At 66.0% G+C, this 18,143-nt stretch carries 17 protein-coding genes, 1 pseudogene and 1 riboswitch; of the genes and pseudogenes, 6 read left to right on the top strand and 12 right to left on the bottom strand.

Features of this window, described 5'->3' with window-relative positions:
• Positions 1-240: 240 nt before the first annotated feature.
• The 5 genes from metF to NCR35_RS00440 all read right to left on the bottom strand — a co-directional run bounded on the left by metF (position 241) and on the right by NCR35_RS00440 (position 4,446).
• Positions 241-1,080, bottom strand: coding sequence for a methylenetetrahydrofolate reductase [NAD(P)H] (gene metF / locus NCR35_RS00420; RefSeq protein WP_250532586.1), 840 nt, complete (start codon positions 1,078-1,080; stop codon positions 241-243).
• 28 nt (positions 1,081-1,108) lie between these two features.
• Positions 1,109-1,462: a phage holin family protein gene (locus NCR35_RS00425; protein ID WP_175938503.1), complete on the bottom strand. Its 354-nt coding sequence runs from the start codon at positions 1,460-1,462 to the stop codon at positions 1,109-1,111.
• 84 nt (positions 1,463-1,546) lie between these two features.
• The gene (ahcY, locus tag NCR35_RS00430) at positions 1,547-2,968 is read right to left on the bottom strand and encodes an adenosylhomocysteinase (protein ID WP_244847461.1); all 1,422 of its coding nucleotides are present in this window, start codon (positions 2,966-2,968) and stop codon (positions 1,547-1,549) included.
• Between the two features lie 32 nt (positions 2,969-3,000).
• Positions 3,001-3,139: riboswitch (S-adenosyl-L-homocysteine riboswitch) on the bottom strand.
• Positions 3,140-3,242: 103 nt separating this feature from the next.
• Positions 3,243-3,965 carry an LrgB family protein gene (locus NCR35_RS00435; protein WP_244847462.1) on the bottom strand — a complete coding sequence of 241 codons (723 nt, stop codon included), beginning with the start codon at positions 3,963-3,965 and terminating at the stop codon, positions 3,243-3,245.
• A gap of 22 nt (positions 3,966-3,987) precedes the next feature.
• Positions 3,988-4,446, bottom strand: a complete 459-nt coding sequence (locus tag NCR35_RS00440; RefSeq protein WP_250532587.1) for a CidA/LrgA family protein — start codon at positions 4,444-4,446, stop codon at positions 3,988-3,990.
• A gap of 112 nt (positions 4,447-4,558) precedes the next feature.
• Between NCR35_RS00440 and NCR35_RS00445 the strand changes: the two genes are divergently transcribed.
• The gene (locus tag NCR35_RS00445; protein ID WP_250532589.1) at positions 4,559-5,509 is read left to right on the top strand and encodes a LysR family transcriptional regulator; all 951 of its coding nucleotides are present in this window, start codon (positions 4,559-4,561) and stop codon (positions 5,507-5,509) included.
• 39 nt (positions 5,510-5,548) lie between these two features.
• Here NCR35_RS00445 and NCR35_RS00450 read toward each other — a convergent pair whose 3' ends face one another.
• On the bottom strand, positions 5,549-7,309 hold the full coding sequence (locus tag NCR35_RS00450) for an OmpA family protein (protein ID WP_250532590.1): 1,761 nt from the start codon (positions 7,307-7,309) through the stop codon (positions 5,549-5,551).
• A 293-nt stretch (positions 7,310-7,602) separates the two neighbouring features.
• Here NCR35_RS00450 and NCR35_RS00455 point away from each other — a divergent pair, with 293 nt between their 5' ends.
• Positions 7,603-9,309: an isovaleryl-CoA dehydrogenase gene (locus NCR35_RS00455; RefSeq protein ID WP_250532591.1), complete on the top strand. Its 1,707-nt coding sequence runs from the start codon at positions 7,603-7,605 to the stop codon at positions 9,307-9,309.
• 128 nt (positions 9,310-9,437) lie between these two features.
• Here the strand turns inward: NCR35_RS00455 and NCR35_RS00460 are convergent.
• The 6 genes and pseudogenes from NCR35_RS00460 to fliE all read right to left on the bottom strand — a co-directional run.
• Positions 9,438-9,563 (bottom strand): annotated as a pseudogene (locus NCR35_RS00460) (YncE family protein); the annotation flags it as partial.
• A 75-nt stretch (positions 9,564-9,638) separates the two neighbouring features.
• Positions 9,639-9,941 carry an EscU/YscU/HrcU family type III secretion system export apparatus switch protein gene (locus NCR35_RS00465; protein ID WP_206467213.1) on the bottom strand — a complete coding sequence of 101 codons (303 nt, stop codon included), beginning with the start codon at positions 9,939-9,941 and terminating at the stop codon, positions 9,639-9,641.
• A complete protein-coding gene (gene fliK, locus NCR35_RS00470; protein WP_250532592.1) occupies positions 9,938-11,293 on the bottom strand; it encodes a flagellar hook-length control protein FliK in 1,356 nt (451 codons plus the stop codon). The genes NCR35_RS00465 and fliK overlap by 4 nt, the downstream gene beginning before the upstream one ends.
• Positions 11,294-11,338: 45 nt before the next feature.
• The gene (locus NCR35_RS00475) at positions 11,339-11,668 is read right to left on the bottom strand and encodes a flagellar protein FliT (RefSeq protein WP_250532593.1); all 330 of its coding nucleotides are present in this window, start codon (positions 11,666-11,668) and stop codon (positions 11,339-11,341) included.
• A gap of 31 nt (positions 11,669-11,699) precedes the next feature.
• Positions 11,700-12,119, bottom strand: a complete 420-nt coding sequence (gene fliS, locus NCR35_RS00480; RefSeq protein ID WP_244847469.1) for a flagellar export chaperone FliS — start codon at positions 12,117-12,119, stop codon at positions 11,700-11,702.
• Positions 12,120-12,522: 403 nt separating this feature from the next.
• Positions 12,523-12,891: a flagellar hook-basal body complex protein FliE gene (gene fliE, locus NCR35_RS00485; protein ID WP_175938523.1), complete on the bottom strand. Its 369-nt coding sequence runs from the start codon at positions 12,889-12,891 to the stop codon at positions 12,523-12,525.
• A gap of 271 nt (positions 12,892-13,162) precedes the next feature.
• Between fliE and fliF the strand changes: the two genes are divergently transcribed.
• The 4 genes from fliF to fliI are packed head-to-tail and all read left to right on the top strand — an operon-like array spanning position 13,163 to position 18,104.
• On the top strand, positions 13,163-14,926 hold the full coding sequence (fliF, locus tag NCR35_RS00490; protein ID WP_250532594.1) for a flagellar basal-body MS-ring/collar protein FliF: 1,764 nt from the start codon (positions 13,163-13,165) through the stop codon (positions 14,924-14,926).
• Positions 14,916-15,911, top strand: coding sequence for a flagellar motor switch protein FliG (gene fliG, locus NCR35_RS00495; RefSeq protein ID WP_175938527.1), 996 nt, complete (start codon positions 14,916-14,918; stop codon positions 15,909-15,911). The genes fliF and fliG overlap by 11 nt, the downstream gene beginning before the upstream one ends.
• Positions 15,904-16,584 carry a flagellar assembly protein FliH gene (gene fliH, locus NCR35_RS00500; RefSeq protein ID WP_244847471.1) on the top strand — a complete coding sequence of 227 codons (681 nt, stop codon included), beginning with the start codon at positions 15,904-15,906 and terminating at the stop codon, positions 16,582-16,584. Before fliG ends, fliH begins: the two co-directional genes overlap by 8 nt.
• Complete coding sequence (gene fliI / locus NCR35_RS00505) at positions 16,578-18,104, top strand: flagellar protein export ATPase FliI (protein WP_206467219.1); 1,527 nt, start codon at positions 16,578-16,580, stop codon at positions 18,102-18,104. The genes fliH and fliI overlap by 7 nt, the downstream gene beginning before the upstream one ends.
• Positions 18,105-18,143: the final 39 nt, after the last annotated feature.

Below are 18,143 nucleotides of genomic sequence, written 5' to 3' on the forward strand. Positions count from 1 at the left end.
TCCTCCAAGTCAATGCCAGCTTTTGGCCGGCGTAGCGCGATCTTACTTGATCGCGTCCACCGCCTTGTTAGCGGACGAAAAAACCGGGCGCAACACTAGCACGAACAAAAGTTACGCGCGTGGTGGGTTTTCTCCACTTTTCACGTGTTGGATTGCGTCGGAGCGCGAAACGTCGGTCAAGGGGAGGAGAGAAAGAACCGCGCGGCGAGCGCCGCGCGGGTGATGCAAGAAACGCGAGATTCAGGCGCTCTGAAAACCGAGCCGTTCGCAGATGGTCCTGGTCGCGGCTGCGCCGTTGAGCGTGTAGAAATGCAGGCCGGGCGCGCCGTCGTCGATCAGACGGCGGCACAGTCCCGTCACCACGTCGAGGCCGAATTCCCGAATGGACTCGCGATCGTCGCCGTAGCTTTCCAGACGCCGCGCGATCCACCTCGGCACTTCCGCCCCGCACATGTCGGAGAAGCGCATGAGCTGCGAGAAGTTCGTGATCGGCATGATGCCCGGCGTGATGGGCACGTCCACGCCCAGCTTCCTCGCTTCGCCGACGAACCGGAAATATGCGTCCGCGTTGAAGAAGTACTGCGTGATCGCGGCGTTCGCGCCCGCCTTCACCTTGCGCGCGAAGTTCTCCATATCGGCGCGCGGCGAACGCGCTTGCGGATGAAACTCCGGATACGCGGCCACTTCGATATGGAACCAGTCGCCGTGTTCCTGGCGAATGAACGCGACCAGTTCCGACGCATAACGCAGTTCGCCGAATTCGCCCATGCCCGAAGGCAGGTCGCCGCGCAGCGCGACGATATGGCGAATGCCGTGCTCGCGGTACGCGCCGAGAATCGCGCGCAGGCTTTCACGCGACGAGCCGATGCACGACAGATGCGGCGCAGCCTCCAGGCCTTCGGCCGCCATTTCGAGCACGGTGTCGAGCGTGCCTTGCTGCGTGGAGCCGCCCGCGCCGAACGTCACGGAGACGAACTTCGGCGCGAGCCTGGCGAGCTCAGCTCGGGAAGCGCGCAGCTTCTGCACGCCTTCCTGCGTCTTCGGCGGAAAAAACTCGAATGAGAGTTCGATGGGTTTCATGATGATGTGTGCGCACGAAGCGCGGCGGCTAGCCGAAGTTGCGCTGCCCGAACACGAGCGCCGACAGAAGCCACGACACGATGCTGTACAGGATCGAGCCGAAGAACGCCGACCAGAAACCCGAGACCTCGAAGCCCTTCAGCAGCGACGAGCACAGCCAGAAGCACAGCGCATTCACCACGAGGATGAAGAGGCCGAGCGTGAGGATGGTCACCGGCAACGTCAGGATGATGAGAACCGGACGCAGCACGGCGTTGATCAGCCCGAGCACCACCGCGACGATCAGCGCCGTGCCGAAACTGCGAATGTGAATGGACGGCACGAGATAGGTGATGATCAGAAGCGCGAGCGCGTTGATCAGCCATGTCAGCAGCACGGTCATCGAGGGTTCTCCGGTTTGTCGTCGTTCGGGCAAAGCGCGGCGCGGATGCATGCGCATCCGCGCCGGCCCCGCCGCCGCGTGCGATTAATAGCGGTAGTGGTTCGGCTTGAACGGACCGTTCTTGTCGACGCCGATGTAGCCTGCCTGCTCGTCCGACAGCACGGTCAGTTCCGCGCCGATGCGGCCCAGATGCAGGCGCGCGACCTTCTCGTCCAGATGCTTCGGCAGCACGTACACCTTGTTCTCGTACTTGTCGCCTTGCGTGAAGAGTTCGATCTGCGCGAGCGTCTGGTTCGTGAACGAGTTCGACATGACGAACGACGGATGGCCCGTCGCGCAGCCGAGGTTCACCAGACGCCCTTCGGCCAAGAGAATGATGCGCTTGCCGTCCGGGAAGATGATGTGATCGACCTGCGGCTTGATGTTGTCCCACGTGTACTGGCGCGTGGAGGCAACGTCGATTTCCGAATCGAAGTGACCGATGTTGCAGACGATCGCGTTATTGCGCATCGCCTTCATGTGGTCGTGGTTGATGACGTGGTAGTTGCCCGTCGCCGTCACGAAGATGTCGGCCTTGTCGGCGGCGTATTCCATCGTCACGACGCGGTAGCCTTCCATCGCCGCTTGCAGCGCGCAGATCGGATCGATTTCCGTGACCCACACCGTTGCGCCCAGACCGCGCAGCGATTGCGCGCAGCCCTTGCCCACGTCGCCGTAACCGGCCACGACGGCGATCTTGCCCGCGATCATCACGTCGGTCGCGCGCTTGATGCCGTCCACGAGCGACTCGCGGCAGCCGTACAGGTTGTCGAACTTCGACTTCGTGACCGAATCGTTCACGTTGATGGCCGGGAACGGCAGGCGGCCGTCCTTTTCCATCTGATACAGGCGATGCACGCCCGTGGTCGTTTCTTCCGTCACGCCCTGAATATGCGCGAGGCGCGTGGAATACCACGTCGGATCGGCGTCGAGGTGACGCGAAATCGACTTGTACAGCGCGACTTCTTCCTCGTTCGTCGGCTTGGCGATAACCGAGCGGTCTTTCTCCGCCTTCGAGCCGAGAATCAGAAGCAGCGTGGCATCGCCGCCGTCATCCAGAATCATGTTGGCGAATTCGCCGTTCGGCCATTCGAAAATGCGATGCGAGAATTCCCAGTACTCGTCGAGCGATTCGCCCTTGAACGCGAACACCGGCGTGCCGCCATCGGCGATAGCGGCGGCCGCGTGATCCTGCGTCGAGAAGATGTTGCACGACGCCCAGCGCACGTCCGCGCCCAGCGCCTTCAGCGTTTCGATGAGCACGCCGGTCTGGATGGTCATGTGCAGCGAGCCCGCGACGCGCGCGCCCTTGAGCGGCTGCTGCGCCTTGTATTCTTCGCGGATCTGCACGAGACCGGGCATTTCCGTCTCGGCGATGTCGAGTTCCTTGCGGCCCCATGCGGCGAGCGACATGTCGGCGACAACGAAATCCTGGGTATTGTTGGAATCGAGAACTGCGGCGTTCATCACGCCCTCCTTTCTAAAAAAGACTAGAAATGTTGACGTGAGCGCCGTTCGAATGCGGTGGCTCGGCGGGCGCTTTCAAAGGCGCTTTCGAACCGTCCGGATTGAATGCCACCGAGCCTGGCGGATGAGGCTTTTGCAAGCCGCTCAACCGTCGCAACGCTCCTCGGGGGCGAGGGACGATTGTAGCAAAGTCTTATTGGATCGTTTGCGTTTCAGCAGACGCTGATTCAAATTCTCGACGCCGCGTGAGCCGCATTTTTACCGATGCGCGCGCCTAGAACGGCAGCGCGGAGAGCGCGGGCGCGAGCAGCACCATCACGACGCCCGCGATCATCATCGTCAGGCTCGCTACTACGCCTTCTTCGCTGCCCAATTCGCGCGCTTTCGCCGTGCCGACGCCATGCGCCGCCGCGCCGAACAGCGCCCCGCGCGCGAGCCGCGTGCGCAGCGGCACGAGCGCGAGCACGATCTCACCGAAAAGCATGCCGCAGACGCCGGTCGCGATCACGAAAAGCGCGGTGAGGTCTTTCGGCGCGTGAATCTTGTCGGACACGGCGAGCGCGAACGGCGTGGACACCGAGCGCGTCGCGAGGCTGCGCTGCAATTCCGGCGACAGATGCAAGAGCTTCGCGAGCGCGAGCGACCCGCCCACGGCAACCAGAATGCCGACCGTGACGCCGACCGTCAGGGAGATCCAGTGGCGCTTCAAAAGCGCGCGGTATTCGTAGATCGGCACCGCGAACGCGACGGTGGCCGGCCCGAGCAGCCACATGAGCCAGCGCGTATCGGCGAAGTAGACCGAATACGGGATGCGCGCGGTCACGACGATCAGCGCGAGCACGGCGGGAGCCGAGAGCATCGGCGTGAGCCACGGGCTGCGGAATCGCGCGTAAAGACGCTTTGACGCGAAGTACAGCGCGACCGTCAGCACGAAGCAGCCGGCGGCGATGAGGCGCGCGGCGTCGTCGGCGAGGAGCGAGGCGTAGAAGTCGTGCATGGCGGTCGGCTCAGGCACAGGCTCAGGCGCGCGCCGCGTGACGCGCGACGAGCGCCCGGCGCAACGCGAGACGGCGTTCGAGGCGCGCGGCGCGATCCACGGCGAACGCGACGGCCACCATCACCATCAACGTGCCCGCGACCACGACGAGCGCGAGCCGCCAGCCGTCTTCCATGAACAGGCCGCCGTACTGCACGGCCGCGACCGCTGCGGGGATGAAGAACAACAGCATGTCGCCGAGCAGCCAGTCGGCGCCCGCCTTCACCCAGCGCGGCGCGATGCCGCCGCAGAACAGCAGCGCGAGCAACGCGACCAGACCGACCACGCCGCCCGGCACCGGCAACGCGAGCTTGCGCGCGACGAAATCGGCGACGAACCAGATCACCGCGATGCCGCCGGCCTGCAACGCGACGCGGGCGAACCGGCTGATAGCGGCGCGGGCAGTATTCGTGGTGCTTGCGTTCGAAAGGACGGCGGACATGGCGTTGTGGGCGATTAGGGTTAACCTGTAGCCGAGTATAGAGCCGTCGTTTGCATAATAAAAATGACTTAACCTTATCCGCTTCATTCCAATTCGGAATCCGGAGTCGATCATGGAATTGCGCGCGTTGCGGTATTTCGTCGAAGTCGTCAGACAGAAGAGCTTCACCGCTGCCGCCGAGCACATGTTCGTCACGCAGCCGACCATCAGCAAGATGGTGAAGGCGCTCGAAGACGAAGTCGGCTCGCCGCTGTTGTTGCGCGAAGGCCGGCAGATGGTGCTGACCGATGCCGGGCAGATCGTCTACCAACGCGGCCTGGACGTACTCGCGGCGCACGCCCGCCTGGAGGCGGAACTCAACGACCTCGGCACGTTCGGGCGGGGAACGCTCACCATCGGCATTCCGCCGATGGGCGGCTCGCTTTTCACGCCGGCCATCGCGGCGTTCAGGCGGCGGTATCCGAAAGTCGAGCTGAAACTGTTCGAGCGCGGATCGAAGGCGATCGAGGCCGCGCTGATGGACGGCGAACTGGAACTGGGCGGCGTCCTGCAACCCGTCGATACCGATATGTTCGACGTGCTGCCGGTCAGCCGTCAGCTGCTATGGCTCGTGGCGCCGAAAGGGGCGCGCTGGGAGGACGTGCGCGAGGTTCCGCTCGCTGATCTCGCCGCCGAGCCGTTCGTGTTCTACGGCGAAAGCCTGGCGCTCAACGATATCGTGATGAACGCGTGCCGCGCGGCGGGCTTCACGCCGACCATCGTCGGGCGAAGCGGGCATTGGGATTTCATGGCGGCGCTGGTGCAGGCGGGAATCGGCATCGCGCTGCTGCCTGCGCCGTATTGCCGACGCCTCGACACCGACGCGTTCACGTGCCGGCCGGTCGTTGCGCCGGAGATTCACTGGGATATGGCGCTCGGCTGGCGGCGCAACGGCTATCTGTCGCATGCGGCGCGAGCGTGGATCGAGGTTGCGCGGGAAGTGCTGCCCGCCAACCTCGATCAGGACTTCATGGCCGATGGTTTCGCGCGTACGCGTGGCAACAAGGCGGACGCGGGCGGCTGATCTTCGTTGCGAAGAAACGCGCCCGCATTGCTCGCCCGCTCAGTTGACTTCCGTGAACTCGATGCGGCGATTCGCCATGCGGCCCGCCGGCGTCGAGTTGTCGGCAATCGGATTGACTTCGCCGAGGCCTTCGGCCTTCAACGAATTGGCCGGAATGCCGTGCTTCACGAGATAGCCGCGCACGGCTTCCGCGCGCTTCTTCGACAATTCCACGTTCAGCGCCGCGCTGCCGGTGTTGTCGGAATATCCGGCGATTCGCAGCATGATCGGCGCGCCGTGCGCGTCGCAGTCTTTCAGTGCTTGCGCCGACTTCGCGAGCGCGGCCATCGCGCTTGCGGGCGGCGTATTGGAACCCGTGCGGAAGTTGATGGGCTTGAGGTTCAGCATCCGCGCGATCGCTGGCGCAGAACAAGTTCCAGCAGTCGCGACAGCGGATGCAGGCACCGCCGCCGATGCCGCTGAAGCCGCCGATGCTGCAGAAGACGCCGCCGCATCCGAAGCCGCCGCGTCCGCATGCGCCGAAGCGAGACCGATGTTCCAGCCCGAGCCAAAGAGCGCCTTCAGCTTTTCCAGCCAGCCGAGTTTGGCGTCGGCGGCCTTGCCGGCCAGTTCGATCTTGTCGCCGTCGATCTGCACGCGCGCGCCCGGCAGCGTCATCACGGGCACGAGGGTGTCCAGCTTGTCGAGCCATGCGGAAGGTTTCGTGTCCGGGTCGACGGAGACGTTCGCATGGAACTTGTCCGCGCCGAACTTGGCCGACATCAGGTCGATCAGCCGTTGACGCTCCTCGTCGCTGCCGACGGTCGCCTTGACGGTCGGCACGCCGGACGCATCGACGGTGATCGCGGCGAGCGCGTTTTTGCCCGGCAGCAGCGTCGGCACGGACGCTTGGCTGGCAACGGCCGCGCCGCTCGCCACGGCGTCGGACGACGCGGCGGCAACAGCGGAATCTGAAGCCGACCCGGAAGCCGCCCCCGAAGCCGACGCGTCCGCTTGCGCATCCTGCGCGGCGTCCTTGTGCTTGTCTTCCGTCGAGCAGCCGCGCGCGACGAGCGCCGCGAACAGCGCGAGCGCGGCGGCGTTCGCTACCCACAGCCACTTCCGCTTGTTCGACTTCTCCTTGGTTTCCTCGCTCTCGGGCGCGGGGTACAGGTCGCTGTGGATCGGGAACGCGGCGGCTTCCTGCGTGGACGGATGTTCCAGATGCGACGACACCGCCTTCAGCCGCGACGCCACGCCCGCCAGAAACGCGCCGACCGAGCCGAGGCCGAGCGCCTGCGCGAAGGCGTCTGTCATGTTCGCGCGAACGACGGGCAACTGGTGCCCGAGCAGCGTGGGCAACTGGCCGACCTGACCGTTGTGCTGCGTGAAGTGGCGCTTGAGCAGCCCGAGAATGGTCGCGCCGACCACGCCGGCCAGGACGCGCGTGACGTGCGCGGGCACGCCCGAATATTCGGCGATGCGTTCGCTGAGCGCGTTGACGTTGTCGTGCGAGGCGACCGCGCTGTCCACCGATGCGCTCGTGGCCAGCAGCGTTTGCATGCCGTCGTCGTTCAGCACGAAGTGCGGCAGTTCCTCGGCAATATGGGTGTTGACGGCCGGCGACATGACCGCGTTGAACAGATTGCGCGCGCCGTCGAGCGACGACGCCTTGTTCATCATCGAGCCGATGAGCGCGGGCCCGCACAGGGAAACGACGCGCTTGGCGGATTCGGGCGCGCAGCCGACGCGCGCGGCGAGATGCTGCAACACGCTTTCGTTCAAAGCGCCCTGCACCGACTGATTGAGGTTGATGCTCATTGAGAATACTTCCAGAAAAGCGTTGTTGCACCGGGCCGAGCGCCCGATTCAGGCCGAACGATTATAGGTTCGGGGTCCTGCAAGTCGGCATGGCGGACTGAACAATCGGATTTGTCTCAGCTCTCGTGCCTTTAGGACTGCGCCTCAGAAAAGTTGTCGTCGTTGTGACAACCGGGCGCTCGCGTCCGGCCGCCAATGAAGAGAGCGATGCCTCTACCCGTGCGCCGAAACGCCGGCCTATGATTCATGAATTCGAGATGGCTCCGACGCCGCCCGAGACAGGAGACCGCTGTATGAATGCTTCATCCGCCGATGCACCCGCCAGCCGGTTCGGTCAGACGCACGAGGTCACGAATCAGGCGCTGCCGCTCGAGCGTTACGACGCGTTCGCCGCCGATTGCGCGCTCGCGGCGGCGGTCGAGCGCGAAGGCGCCGGCTGGCACGCCGACGCCCTCTCCCGCGACGGCTGCGTGCTCACGCAGCCCGATGTTCTCGCGCTCGCCGATCTGGCCAACCGCCATACGCCGGAACTGGCGACGCACGATGCGCGCGGCGAGCGCATCGACGCAATCGAATTTCATCCCGCGTGGCACGAACTGCTGCGCCGGTTGCGGCACGAGGGACTACACGCGCTGCCGTTCGAACCGCACGCCCGCGCCGGCTCCATGGCCGCGCGCTGCGCGGGCTACTTTCTGCACGGCCAGCTCGAATCCGGTTCGCTGTGTCCGATCACGATGACGTTCGCCAGCATTCCGGTCTTGCGCAACGAGCCCGCCTTGTACGCGCGGCTCGCCGGACCGCTGCTGTCCCGCGAGCACGACCCGCGCGACATTCCGCTCGAAGCCGGCAAGCGTTCGATGATGGTCGGCATGGGCATGACCGAGAAGCAGGGCGGCTCCGACGTGCGCAGCAACCGCACGCGCGCCGAGCCGCTCGGCGCGGGCGGGCGCGGCGGCGAATACCGGCTCGTCGGCCACAAGTGGTTTTTCTCCGCGCCGCAGTGCGACGCGCATCTGGTGCTCGCGCGCGCTTCGGGCGAAGGCGGGTTGTCGTGCTTCTATGTGCCGCGTTTCTCGCCGGACGGCCGCAAGAACGCGGTTCACGTGCAGCGTCTGAAGGACAAGCTCGGCAATCGCTCGAACGCGAGCAGCGAGGTCGAATTTCTCGATGCCTACGGCGTCATGGTCGGCGATGAAGGGCGCGGCGTCCCGACGATCATCGAAATGGCGAACTTCACGCGGCTCGACTGCGTGATCGGCAGCGCGGCGCTCATGCGCGCGGCGCTGGTGCAGGCGATTCATCACGCGCGGCATCGGAGCGCGTTTGGCGCGCGGCTCGTCGATCAACCGTTGATGCGCAACGTGCTCGCGGATCTCGCGCTGGAATCCGAGGCCGCGACGCTCCTGTTCATGCGGCTCGCGGGCGCGTTCGAACGCAGCGCGGCGGCGGGCAGCGCGCCGTCCGAGCGCGCGTGGCGGCGCATCGTGACGCCGGCCGCGAAGTTCTGGGTCTGCAAGCGCGCGCTCGAATTCACCGGCGAAGCCATGGAAGTCTGGGGCGGAAACGGCTATGTCGAATCCGGCCCGATGGCGCGGTTCTATCGCGAAGCGCCGGTCAATTCGATCTGGGAGGGCTCGGGCAACGTGATGTGCCTCGACGTGCTGCGCGCGTTCGAGCGCGAGCAGGACGCGGCGCACGCGCTTCTCGACGATTGGCGCGACGCGGCATCCACGCATCCGGCGCTCGGCGCGGCACTCGGGGCGCTCGTCGGGATGTTGACGGGCGATGCATCGGAAAGGGAAGCGTCGGCGCGGCGCATCGCGCAGCAGTTGGCGTTATGTGCGCAGGGCGTGTTGCTCGCGCGTCATGCGCCGGAGGACGTGGCGCAGGCGTTCATCGAAACGCGTCTCGGCGACGCGCGCGGCGAAATGGGGCGCGTCTACGGCACGCTGCCGGCGCGCTTCGACCATGCGAGGATCGTGGCGCGGGCGTTTGGCTAGTGCGACGGCGGCGGCACGAAAACGGGCGCCGACGCTTTCGCGTCGCAGGGAAAACAGATAGCGGCCCGTGACTCAATCGTAGTACAGGGCGCCCGCGAGCGCCCTTCTGTCACCGTTCGCCGCCGCGTTCAGGCGCCGTTCGGCGCGGTGACCGGCGCGCGGTCGAGGAAAAAGATGCCTTGCCGCGCACGTCCTACCGCGATGGTCTGGAAGAGCTTGCGGTTTGCAAGGTCGATCACGCCGCAGTCTTCGGCCTGGCTGCCGTGGCCGGGCGGCATTCGACGATGCTTGCGGGCAGGAACAGCGTCGCCATTGACGCGCGACCACGCTCAGCGCACCGCCCGCCCCGCCTCCCGCAGCGGCTCTTCGTTTTCCAGCCGATACACCCACGAAAGCAGTTCCGCCACCGCCTGATACAGCGCGGGCGGAATATGCGCGTCGAGATCCACCTGCATCAGCAGCGAGACCATGTCCGGCGATTCGTGCACGTAGACGCCCGCCTCTTTCGCTCGCTGCACGATCATCTCCGCGACGATTCCATAGCCCTTCGCGACGACGCGCGGCGTCGCTTCGCGATTGCCGGCTTCGTAGGTGAGCGCAGTCGCCTGCTTGCGGCCATACGGCGTGCTCATGTCGCGCCTCCTTCACTGCGCGGCGGCGCGCGAAACAGATGTTCGAGCGGCGACCGAACCGGCTTCGGCGCCGCATGGCCTCCGTCGTGGGCGAGCTCGGTGCCCGCCGCGCCGTCGATCGAACGCACCGAAAACGACGCCAGCGCGATGCCCGCCGCATCCAGTTGACGCGCGAACGCCGCGCCATCCGCCGCGAGCCGGGCCGCGCCTTTGTCGCTCGCATTGATGCGCGCGACGAGCTTCTCTCCGCTCAAGACCAGCTCCGCGTCCACGGTGCCGAGCGCCGGCAGCGACAGCGTGATGCGGGTCCGCCACGCGCGCTCGTCCGCCGACGGTTCCGGCGCGCGGGCGTCGCGCGGCTCGCGGGCGATTTCCCATTCGAAGCGCGTGCCCGGCCAGGCCTCGCCTTGCCAGCGGAACTGCCCGTTCGCGAGAAGATCGAGCTGCTGGCGCACGATGTCGAGCGTCGCGGGATGCACGCCCGCCGCCACCGACGCCTGCATCGCCGAACCCGAACCGGACGGCGCGGGCTGCGCGCTCGCATTGCTCGCACTCGCGGTTCCGCTCTGAGAATTCGATAGGGCCGACGCGGGCGCGTCGCGCACCGACGCCGCGAGCGCCGCCGCCTGCTGCGGCGTCTGCGGCATCTCGACGGCGCGCGCGGGCGTCGGCGCGGCGGCGTCGTGAAGATCGGGGAAAGCGGGCGACGCGGAGAACGCCGGCGCGGTGTGCGCGGCGTCCGGTGCGCCTTCGCTCGCGAGATCGAACGGCAGCGACAACGCGCGCGGATCGACGCGGGCCTGCGGCTCGTTGCCGAGCGAGGCTGCCGTGCGCTGGCCTGCGAGCCATTGCGCCAGATGCGATTCGTAGAAGAGCCCACTCTCGCCGACGGTCTTCGCCAGCTCGCCCGCCAGCACCGACGCCGGCAGCGGCGGCAAGTTCTGGCTCGCGGCGCGCGCGGCCGCGACGGCGGCAGCGTTAGAGGAGAAAGCGGTATCGAAAAGGCCGGTGGTGAGCGCGGCGAACGCGCTCGCGGGGCGCGGCGGCGTCGGCCATAACGGCGCGTCGCCGACGACGGCCGACGCCGTGCCGGACAAGCGCGAGATCACGTCGAGCGTGCGCGCGACGCTGGAAAGCTCGGTCTGCGCCGATGCCGCCGGGCCCGCGCCCCCTGCGCCGGATTCGGGCGTGTCGGGCGTATCGACCGTGGCGGACGTGCCCGCCTGCGTCGTCGTGCGTCCGGCGGCCGCGCCCGCCGCGCCGTTCACCGCATCGGCTGCGCGGATCGCGGAAAGGACGAGGTCCGAGCGGCCGGCCAGAAGCGTTGCTATCGCGGAGTCGAATCCTGTCATGCCGAGATCCTCAAGTACGTCCGCGAAGCATCGCGGCGTGTCTGCCTAACGCAGTCCTATCATCTTTTTGAGCACGCGCGCCGGACTGTTGACCGCGAAGAGCGCGGACAGGCGCGCGAGACTCGGCGATGTGAGGTCGCGAATGGCGGCGTCGTCGGCGAGAATCTTCTTCACGAGGTCCAGCTTGCGCGCCCGCGCGGTCTCGTCGAGCGCGGAGCCGTGGTCGGCGTCCTTCAACTGTTCGACGAGGTCGCGATACGTGCCCTGCATCGCCTTCAGATCGCCCCAGTCGCCTTCGCGCGCCGCTCTCAGCATCTGGGCGGACAGCGCGGCAATGGCTTCGTAGTGAGCGAAATATTCTTCTGTCGTTTTCATTCTTCTCCGGCAGTCGCCCACCGATTTGCGTTCAGACGGCCGCGGCGGTCATTTGCGCCACTTCCGGTCCGATACCGACCCACGCTTCCTCGAGCGTGGCCAGCAGATTGTCGACTTCCACGAGCATCGTCTCGCTCTGCTCCATGTTCGCCTGCAAGAGACGCCGCGTCATGTACGAATAGAGCGCGTCGAGCCGCTGCGCGATTTCGCCGCCCGCGTCCTTGTTGAGCGCCTGCTGAAGACCGCTTTCGACGATGTTGATTGCCTTGCCGATCGCCTGGCCGCGCGCGCCCACGTTGTTCTGCTGCGTATGCATGCGCGCCTGCGCGATGGCCTGCCGCGCGCCCTGATACAGCATCACGATGAGCCGGTGCGGGCTCGCTCCCATGACGCCGGTCTGAACGCCCACGCGCGCATATGCGTTGGCTCCCGCCTGTCCCTGCGAAAACATCGATGGCTCCTGTCTCGACGACTGTTACGGCTTCTCGCCCCGGTTAGCCGGCGCGCGCGTTCGCGCGTGTTCCGGCCCCGTCTCGTCCCGTGCAAATCAATGCAGCCGGCGAGCGTGGCTCCAAGCCCTCACCCGCGCCGCCTGCAACCTGTATTCCCCGCGACGCGAAGCACGCGGCATGTCGCCGTGCCGTCCCCGCGTCTGCGCCGGCTCTATTCCGGCCTGCGAACGTCCGCTCCGGCTTGAAATACGAAGGCGCGGCTCGCTTTCGCGAGCGAACCGTCGTTCGCCGGGCTGCTAACGGGGTTATCGGAGAAACACGCAAAAGCTTTAGGGCGCAAGGGTTTGAGGGCGAAACCACGCGTAAAGGCAGGATCGAAGCGGTCCGCGGCGCTCGCCGGGGTCAGACGGAGATCTGCATGATGTCGTTGTAGGCGCTCACGAGCTTGTTGCGCACCTGCAAGCCGAACTGCAGGCCGACGTTGGCCTTCTGCATGTCCACCATCACGTCGTTGAGCGAAACGTTCGGCGCGCCGATTTCGAATGCATGCGCTTCGTTGAGCGCGGTCGTCTGGTTGGCGCTGATCTTGTCGATGGACGACTTCAGCGCGTCCGCGAAGCTGCCTGCGGTGGCCGCGCCCGAACCCGCGCTTTGACCGGTCACCGCGCCGGACGCCACCGTGGCCGCGCTGCCCGCGCCGCCGGCGGCCTGCGCCGACATCGACTGAATGGCGCTCATCGCGGCGGAAAGCGGATTGATCGGAAAGTTCATATTGACTCCGTGTGACAGCAAATTGATGCAGGACCGTGGAAATGCCGGCGTCTCGCCGGCTCGGACGGGCCGGTAAAAATGGCTCGTCCGGGTATGAAAAAGATTAGCAGCGGGCCTCGTTCCGAAGCGTACGAAGAACGGGGAAAACCCCGCTCTATTCACCGAATCGACTTGCAAGGTAGTGCGGATAATCCGTCTCGTGAAAAGACTTCCTTTACCGCGGACGACACTGCGGCGCGGGAAGAAGCCAAGATTCGGAGCCTCGACGCTAATGGAAACGCCCAACAACTCATTGATCACGCCCGACGCCAGAATGGGCCTGGCGGGTGCGCAGCCGGGCGCGGCAGGTGCGCCCGCAGCGGGCGCGGGCCTTTCCGCCGGCGGTTTCGCGCAGCGGGTGCCAATGCTTTCGCAGTTCCGCTCGAACCCGCGCGTGCCGCTGATCGTCGCCGTCGCGATTCTGGCGATGGTCGTCGCCGGCCTCTTGATGTGGTCGCGCCAGCCGGACTATCGCGTGCTGTTCAGCAATCTGTCGGATCGCGACGGCGGCGCGATCGTGACCGCGCTTCAGCAGGGCAACATTCCCTACAAGCTGTCCGACGGCGGCGGGGCCATTCTCGTGCCGGCCGAGCAGGTCCACGAAACGCGTCTGCGTCTCGCGAGCCAGGGCTTGCCGAAAAACGGCTCGGTCGGCTTCGAACTGATGGACAACCAGAAGTTCGGCATCAGCCAGTTCGCCGAGCAGATCAACTACCAGCGCGCGCTCGAAGGCGAGCTGGAGCGCACCATCGGTTCCATTTCGTCGGTGAAGTCGGCGCGCGTGCATCTGGCCATTCCGAAGCCGAGCGTGTTCGTGCGCGACAAGGAATTGCCGACCGCCTCCGTGATGGTGAACCTCTACCCGGGCCGCGTGCTCGACGAAGGCCAAGTGCTCGCGATCGCGCACATGGTGGCCTCGGGCGTGCCGGACATGCCGGTCAAGAACGTGAACATCGCCGATCAGGACGGCAACCTGCTCACGAGCCAGAGCGCCGTCAACGGTCTCGACGCGTCGCAACTGAAGTACGTGCAGCAGATCGAGCACAACACGCAAAAGCGCATCGACGCGATTCTTTCGCCGCTCTTCGGCGCGGGCAATGCGCGTTCGCAAGTGAGCGCCGACATCGACTTCTCGAAGCTCGAACAGACCGCCGAAAGCTACGGCCCGAACGCCAATCCGCAGAACACGGCTATTCGCAGCCAGCAGTCGAGCGAATCGAGCGAAACGTCGGGCAGCGGCGCCTCGGGCGTGCCGGGCGCGCTGTCGAACCAGCCGCCGCAGCCGGCGTCCGCGCCGATCGACGCCGCCGCCTCGGGCACGACCGCCACGCGTTCCGCGCCGAGCAATCTGCGCAAGGACACGACGACGAACTACGAAGTGGATCGCACCGTGCGCCACTACGAGCAGGCGACGGGCGGCATCAAGCGTCTGTCCGTGGCAGTGGTCGTCAACTACGAGCGCCAGGTCGATGCCAAGGGCAACGTCACGATGAAGCCGCTCGCCGCCGACAAGCTCGCGCAAGTGCAGCAGCTCGTGAAGGACGCGATGGGCTTCGACGAGAAGCGCGGCGATTCGGTCAACGTGGTGAACAGCGCGTTCTCGTCGGACTCGGACCTGACGCCCGCCGTGCCCTGGTGGCGCACGCCGGACATGATTGCGCGCGGCATCTCGCTCGCGAAGTACGTGGGTATCGGCATCGTCGGGCTGTTCCTGTACTTCAGCATGGTGAAGCCCGCAATGCGCCGCGCATTCCCGCCGCCGCCGGAAGAAGCGCCCGCGCTTGCCGCAGCCGACGAACTCTCGCTGCTCGACGGTCCCACGCTCAGCGGCGAAGCGAAGCAGGACGAAGACAAGGATGCCGAGGTCAGCCTCCTCGGCCATGAAAGCAACAAGGCCAAATTCGATCGAAATCTCGACTACGCGCGAATGGTCGCGCGCCAGGACCCGAGAATCGTCGCGACGGTCGTGAAAAACTGGGTGTCCGATGAACGCTGAAGGTCTCAATAAAGCCGCGCTCCTCCTGATGTCGATCGGAGAGGAAGAAGCCGCCGAAGTTTTCAAGTATCTCGCCCCGCGCGAGGTGCAGAAGATCGGCGCCACGATGGCGGCGCTCAAGAACGTGACGCGCGAGCAGCTCGACAACGTGCTGACCGAATTCGTCGGGGAAGCCGAGAAGCACACGGCGCTGTCGCTCGATTCGAGCGAGTACATCCGCTCCGTGCTGACGAAGGCGCTCGGCGAGAACAAAGCCGGCGCGCTGATCGACCGCATTCTGCAAGGCAGCGATACGAGCGGTATCGAAGGCCTCAAGTGGATGGACTCGGGCGCGGTCGCGGAACTCATCAAGAACGAGCATCCGCAGATCATCGCGACGATTCTCGTGCACCTGGACCGCGATCAGGCGTCGGAAATCGTGTCGCTCCTGAACGACCGCCTGCGCAACGACGTGCTCCTGCGCATCGCGACGCTCGACGGCATTCAGCCCGCCGCGCTGCGCGAACTCGACGACGTGCTCACGACGCTGCTTTCCGGCAGCGACAACCTGAAGCGCGCGCCGATGGGCGGCATCCGCACGGCGGCGGAGATTCTCAACTTCATGTCGAGCAATCACGAAGAAGGCGTGCTGTCGAACGTGCGCGAGTACGACGCGGAACTGGCGCAGAAGATCATCGACCAGATGTTCGTGTTCGAGAACCTGCTCGACCTGGAAGACCGCGCGATCCAGTTGCTGCTGAAGGAAGTGGAATCCGAAACGCTGATCGTGTCGCTGAAGGGCGCGCAGCCCGGGCTGCGTCAGAAGTTCCTCTCGAACATGTCGCAGCGCGCGGCCGAACTGCTTGCCGAAGACCTCGATTCGCGCGGTCCGGTGCGCGTGTCGGAAGTCGAGCAGCAGCAGCGCAAGATTCTCCAGATCGTCCGCAATCTGGCGGAAAACGGCCAGATTCAGCTAGGCGGCAAGGCGGAGGACGCGTATGTCTGACGCCGCCACCCAGAACCGGGGCGAGAAAGCGCCCGTCTCCGCGTATCAACGCTGGGAGATGGCGTCGTTCGATCCCGTCACCGTCGATAACAGCGCGGCGGAACAGGCGGCGCTCGAAGCGCATCTGCGCCGCATCGAGGAAGACGCGCACGCGCACGGCGTCGCCAAGGGGCACGTCGCCGGTCAGGCGCTCGGCTATCAGGCGGGTTTCGAGCAAGGCCACGCGAAGGGTTTCGAGGACGGCCGCAAGGAAGCGCTCGCGCAGGCCGCGCAACTCGCGCAGATCGCCGATGCGTTCAAGACCGCGCTTCAGGCCGCCGACGCCGCCATCGCCGAAACGCTGGCCGCGCTGGCTGTCGATATCGCGCAGCAGGTCGTGCGTCAGCATCTGGCGCTCGATCCGACCGCGCTCGTCGCAGTCGCCCGTGAAGTGATCGCCGCCGAGCCGGAACTGTCGGGCGCGCCGACGCTGATCGTGAGCCCGGCCGACTTGCCGATCGTCGATTCGTATCTGAAGGATGAACTGGAATCGGCGGGCTGGACGGTGCGTCCGGACCCGGCCATCGAACGCGGCGGCTGCAAGGCGCACGCCGCGACCGGCGAAATCGACGCGACCAACGCGTCGCGCTGGGAACGCGTCTCTGCCGCGCTCGGGAGGAACAAGCCGTGGTGAACCATCGCATCACGCAGGACGGGCTGTCCGCGCTGGAACAGGAAATCGCGCGGGCGTCGTTCGGGCCGCTCGCGAGCGAAGAAGCCGCAGGCGACGCCGCGCCCGATGCGCACGCCGCGCACACCATCGCCGAACTCGCGAAGCTCGCGGGCAATCCGCACATCGACGCGTGGCGCGACAAGCTCGACGCGATGAAGTCGCGCAACGCCATCGCGAAGCCGCTGCGTCCGTGCGGGCGGCTCACGCGCGCCGCCGGCCTCGTGCTCGAAGCGGTCGGCCTCAAGATGGGCGTGGGCTCCGAATGCATGATCGAACTGCCGCCCGGCAGCGCGATCCCGACGGCGGAAGCCGAAGTCGTCGGCTTCGCGGGCGACAAGCTCTTTCTGATGCCGACCACCGAAATGGGCGGCCTCTTGCCCGGCGCGCGCGTCTATCCGCTGGAAAGCGCGCCGATCAACGATCCGATGGCGGGCGCGAAGCGTCTGCCGGTCGGCTGGGAAATGCTCGGCCGCGTGGTCGATGCGTCCGGCCGTCCGCTCGACGGGCTCGGCCCGCTCGGCGCGAAGGTCGATGCGCCGCTCGCCGCGCCCGTCATCAATCCGCTGAACCGCGAGCCGATTCACAAGGTGCTCGACGTGGGCGTGCGCGCGATCAACTCGCTGCTCACGGTCGGGCGCGGCCAGCGCATGGGCCTCTTCGCGGGTTCCGGCGTCGGTAAATCGGTGCTGCTCGGCACGATGGCGCGCTATACGAGCGCGGAAGTGATCGTGATCGGGCTGATCGGCGAACGTGGCCGCGAAGTGAAGGAGTTCATCGAGCAGATTCTGGGCGAGGACGGTCTCGCGCGTTCGGTCGTCGTGGCCGCGCCTGCCGACGTGTCGCCGGTGCTGCGGATGCAGGCCGCCGCGTACACGACTTCGCTCGCCGAATATTTCCGCGATCAGGGCAAGCACGTGCTGATGCTGATGGATTCGCTCACGCGCTACGCGATGGCGCAGCGCGAGATCGCGCTCGCGATCGGCGAGCCGCCCGCGACCAAGGGCTATCCGCCTTCGGTGTTCGCCAAGCTGCCGGCGCTCGTCGAGCGTACCGGCAACGGGCCGGAAGGCGGCGGTTCGATTACGGCGTTCTATACGGTGCTGACCGAAGGCGACGACCAGCAAGACCCGATCGCCGACTCGGCGCGGGCCATTCTGGACGGCCATATCGTGCTGAACCGGTCGCTGGCGGAGGCGGGGCATTACCCGGCGATCGACATCGAGCAGTCCATCAGCCGCGCGATGACTTCGCTCATCGACGACAAGCATCTGGAACGCGTGCGTCTTTTCAAGCAGATGCTGTCGCGCTACCAGCGCAACCGCGACCTCATCAACGTGGGCGCGTATTCGAGCGGCCGCGACGCGCTGCTCGACCGCGCGATCGCGCTGTATCCGCGAATGGAGTCGTTTTTACAGCAAGGTTTTCGTGAGCAGGCAAATTTCGAACCGAGTCTTGATTTGTTGCATCAGCTTTTCGACTAGTATTCGAGCCATTCGTCATAAGAACACGTAGAGCCCTGA

The organism is Caballeronia sp. AZ10_KS36 (assembly GCF_023631105.1).
Classification (GTDB): domain Bacteria; phylum Pseudomonadota; class Gammaproteobacteria; order Burkholderiales; family Burkholderiaceae; genus Caballeronia.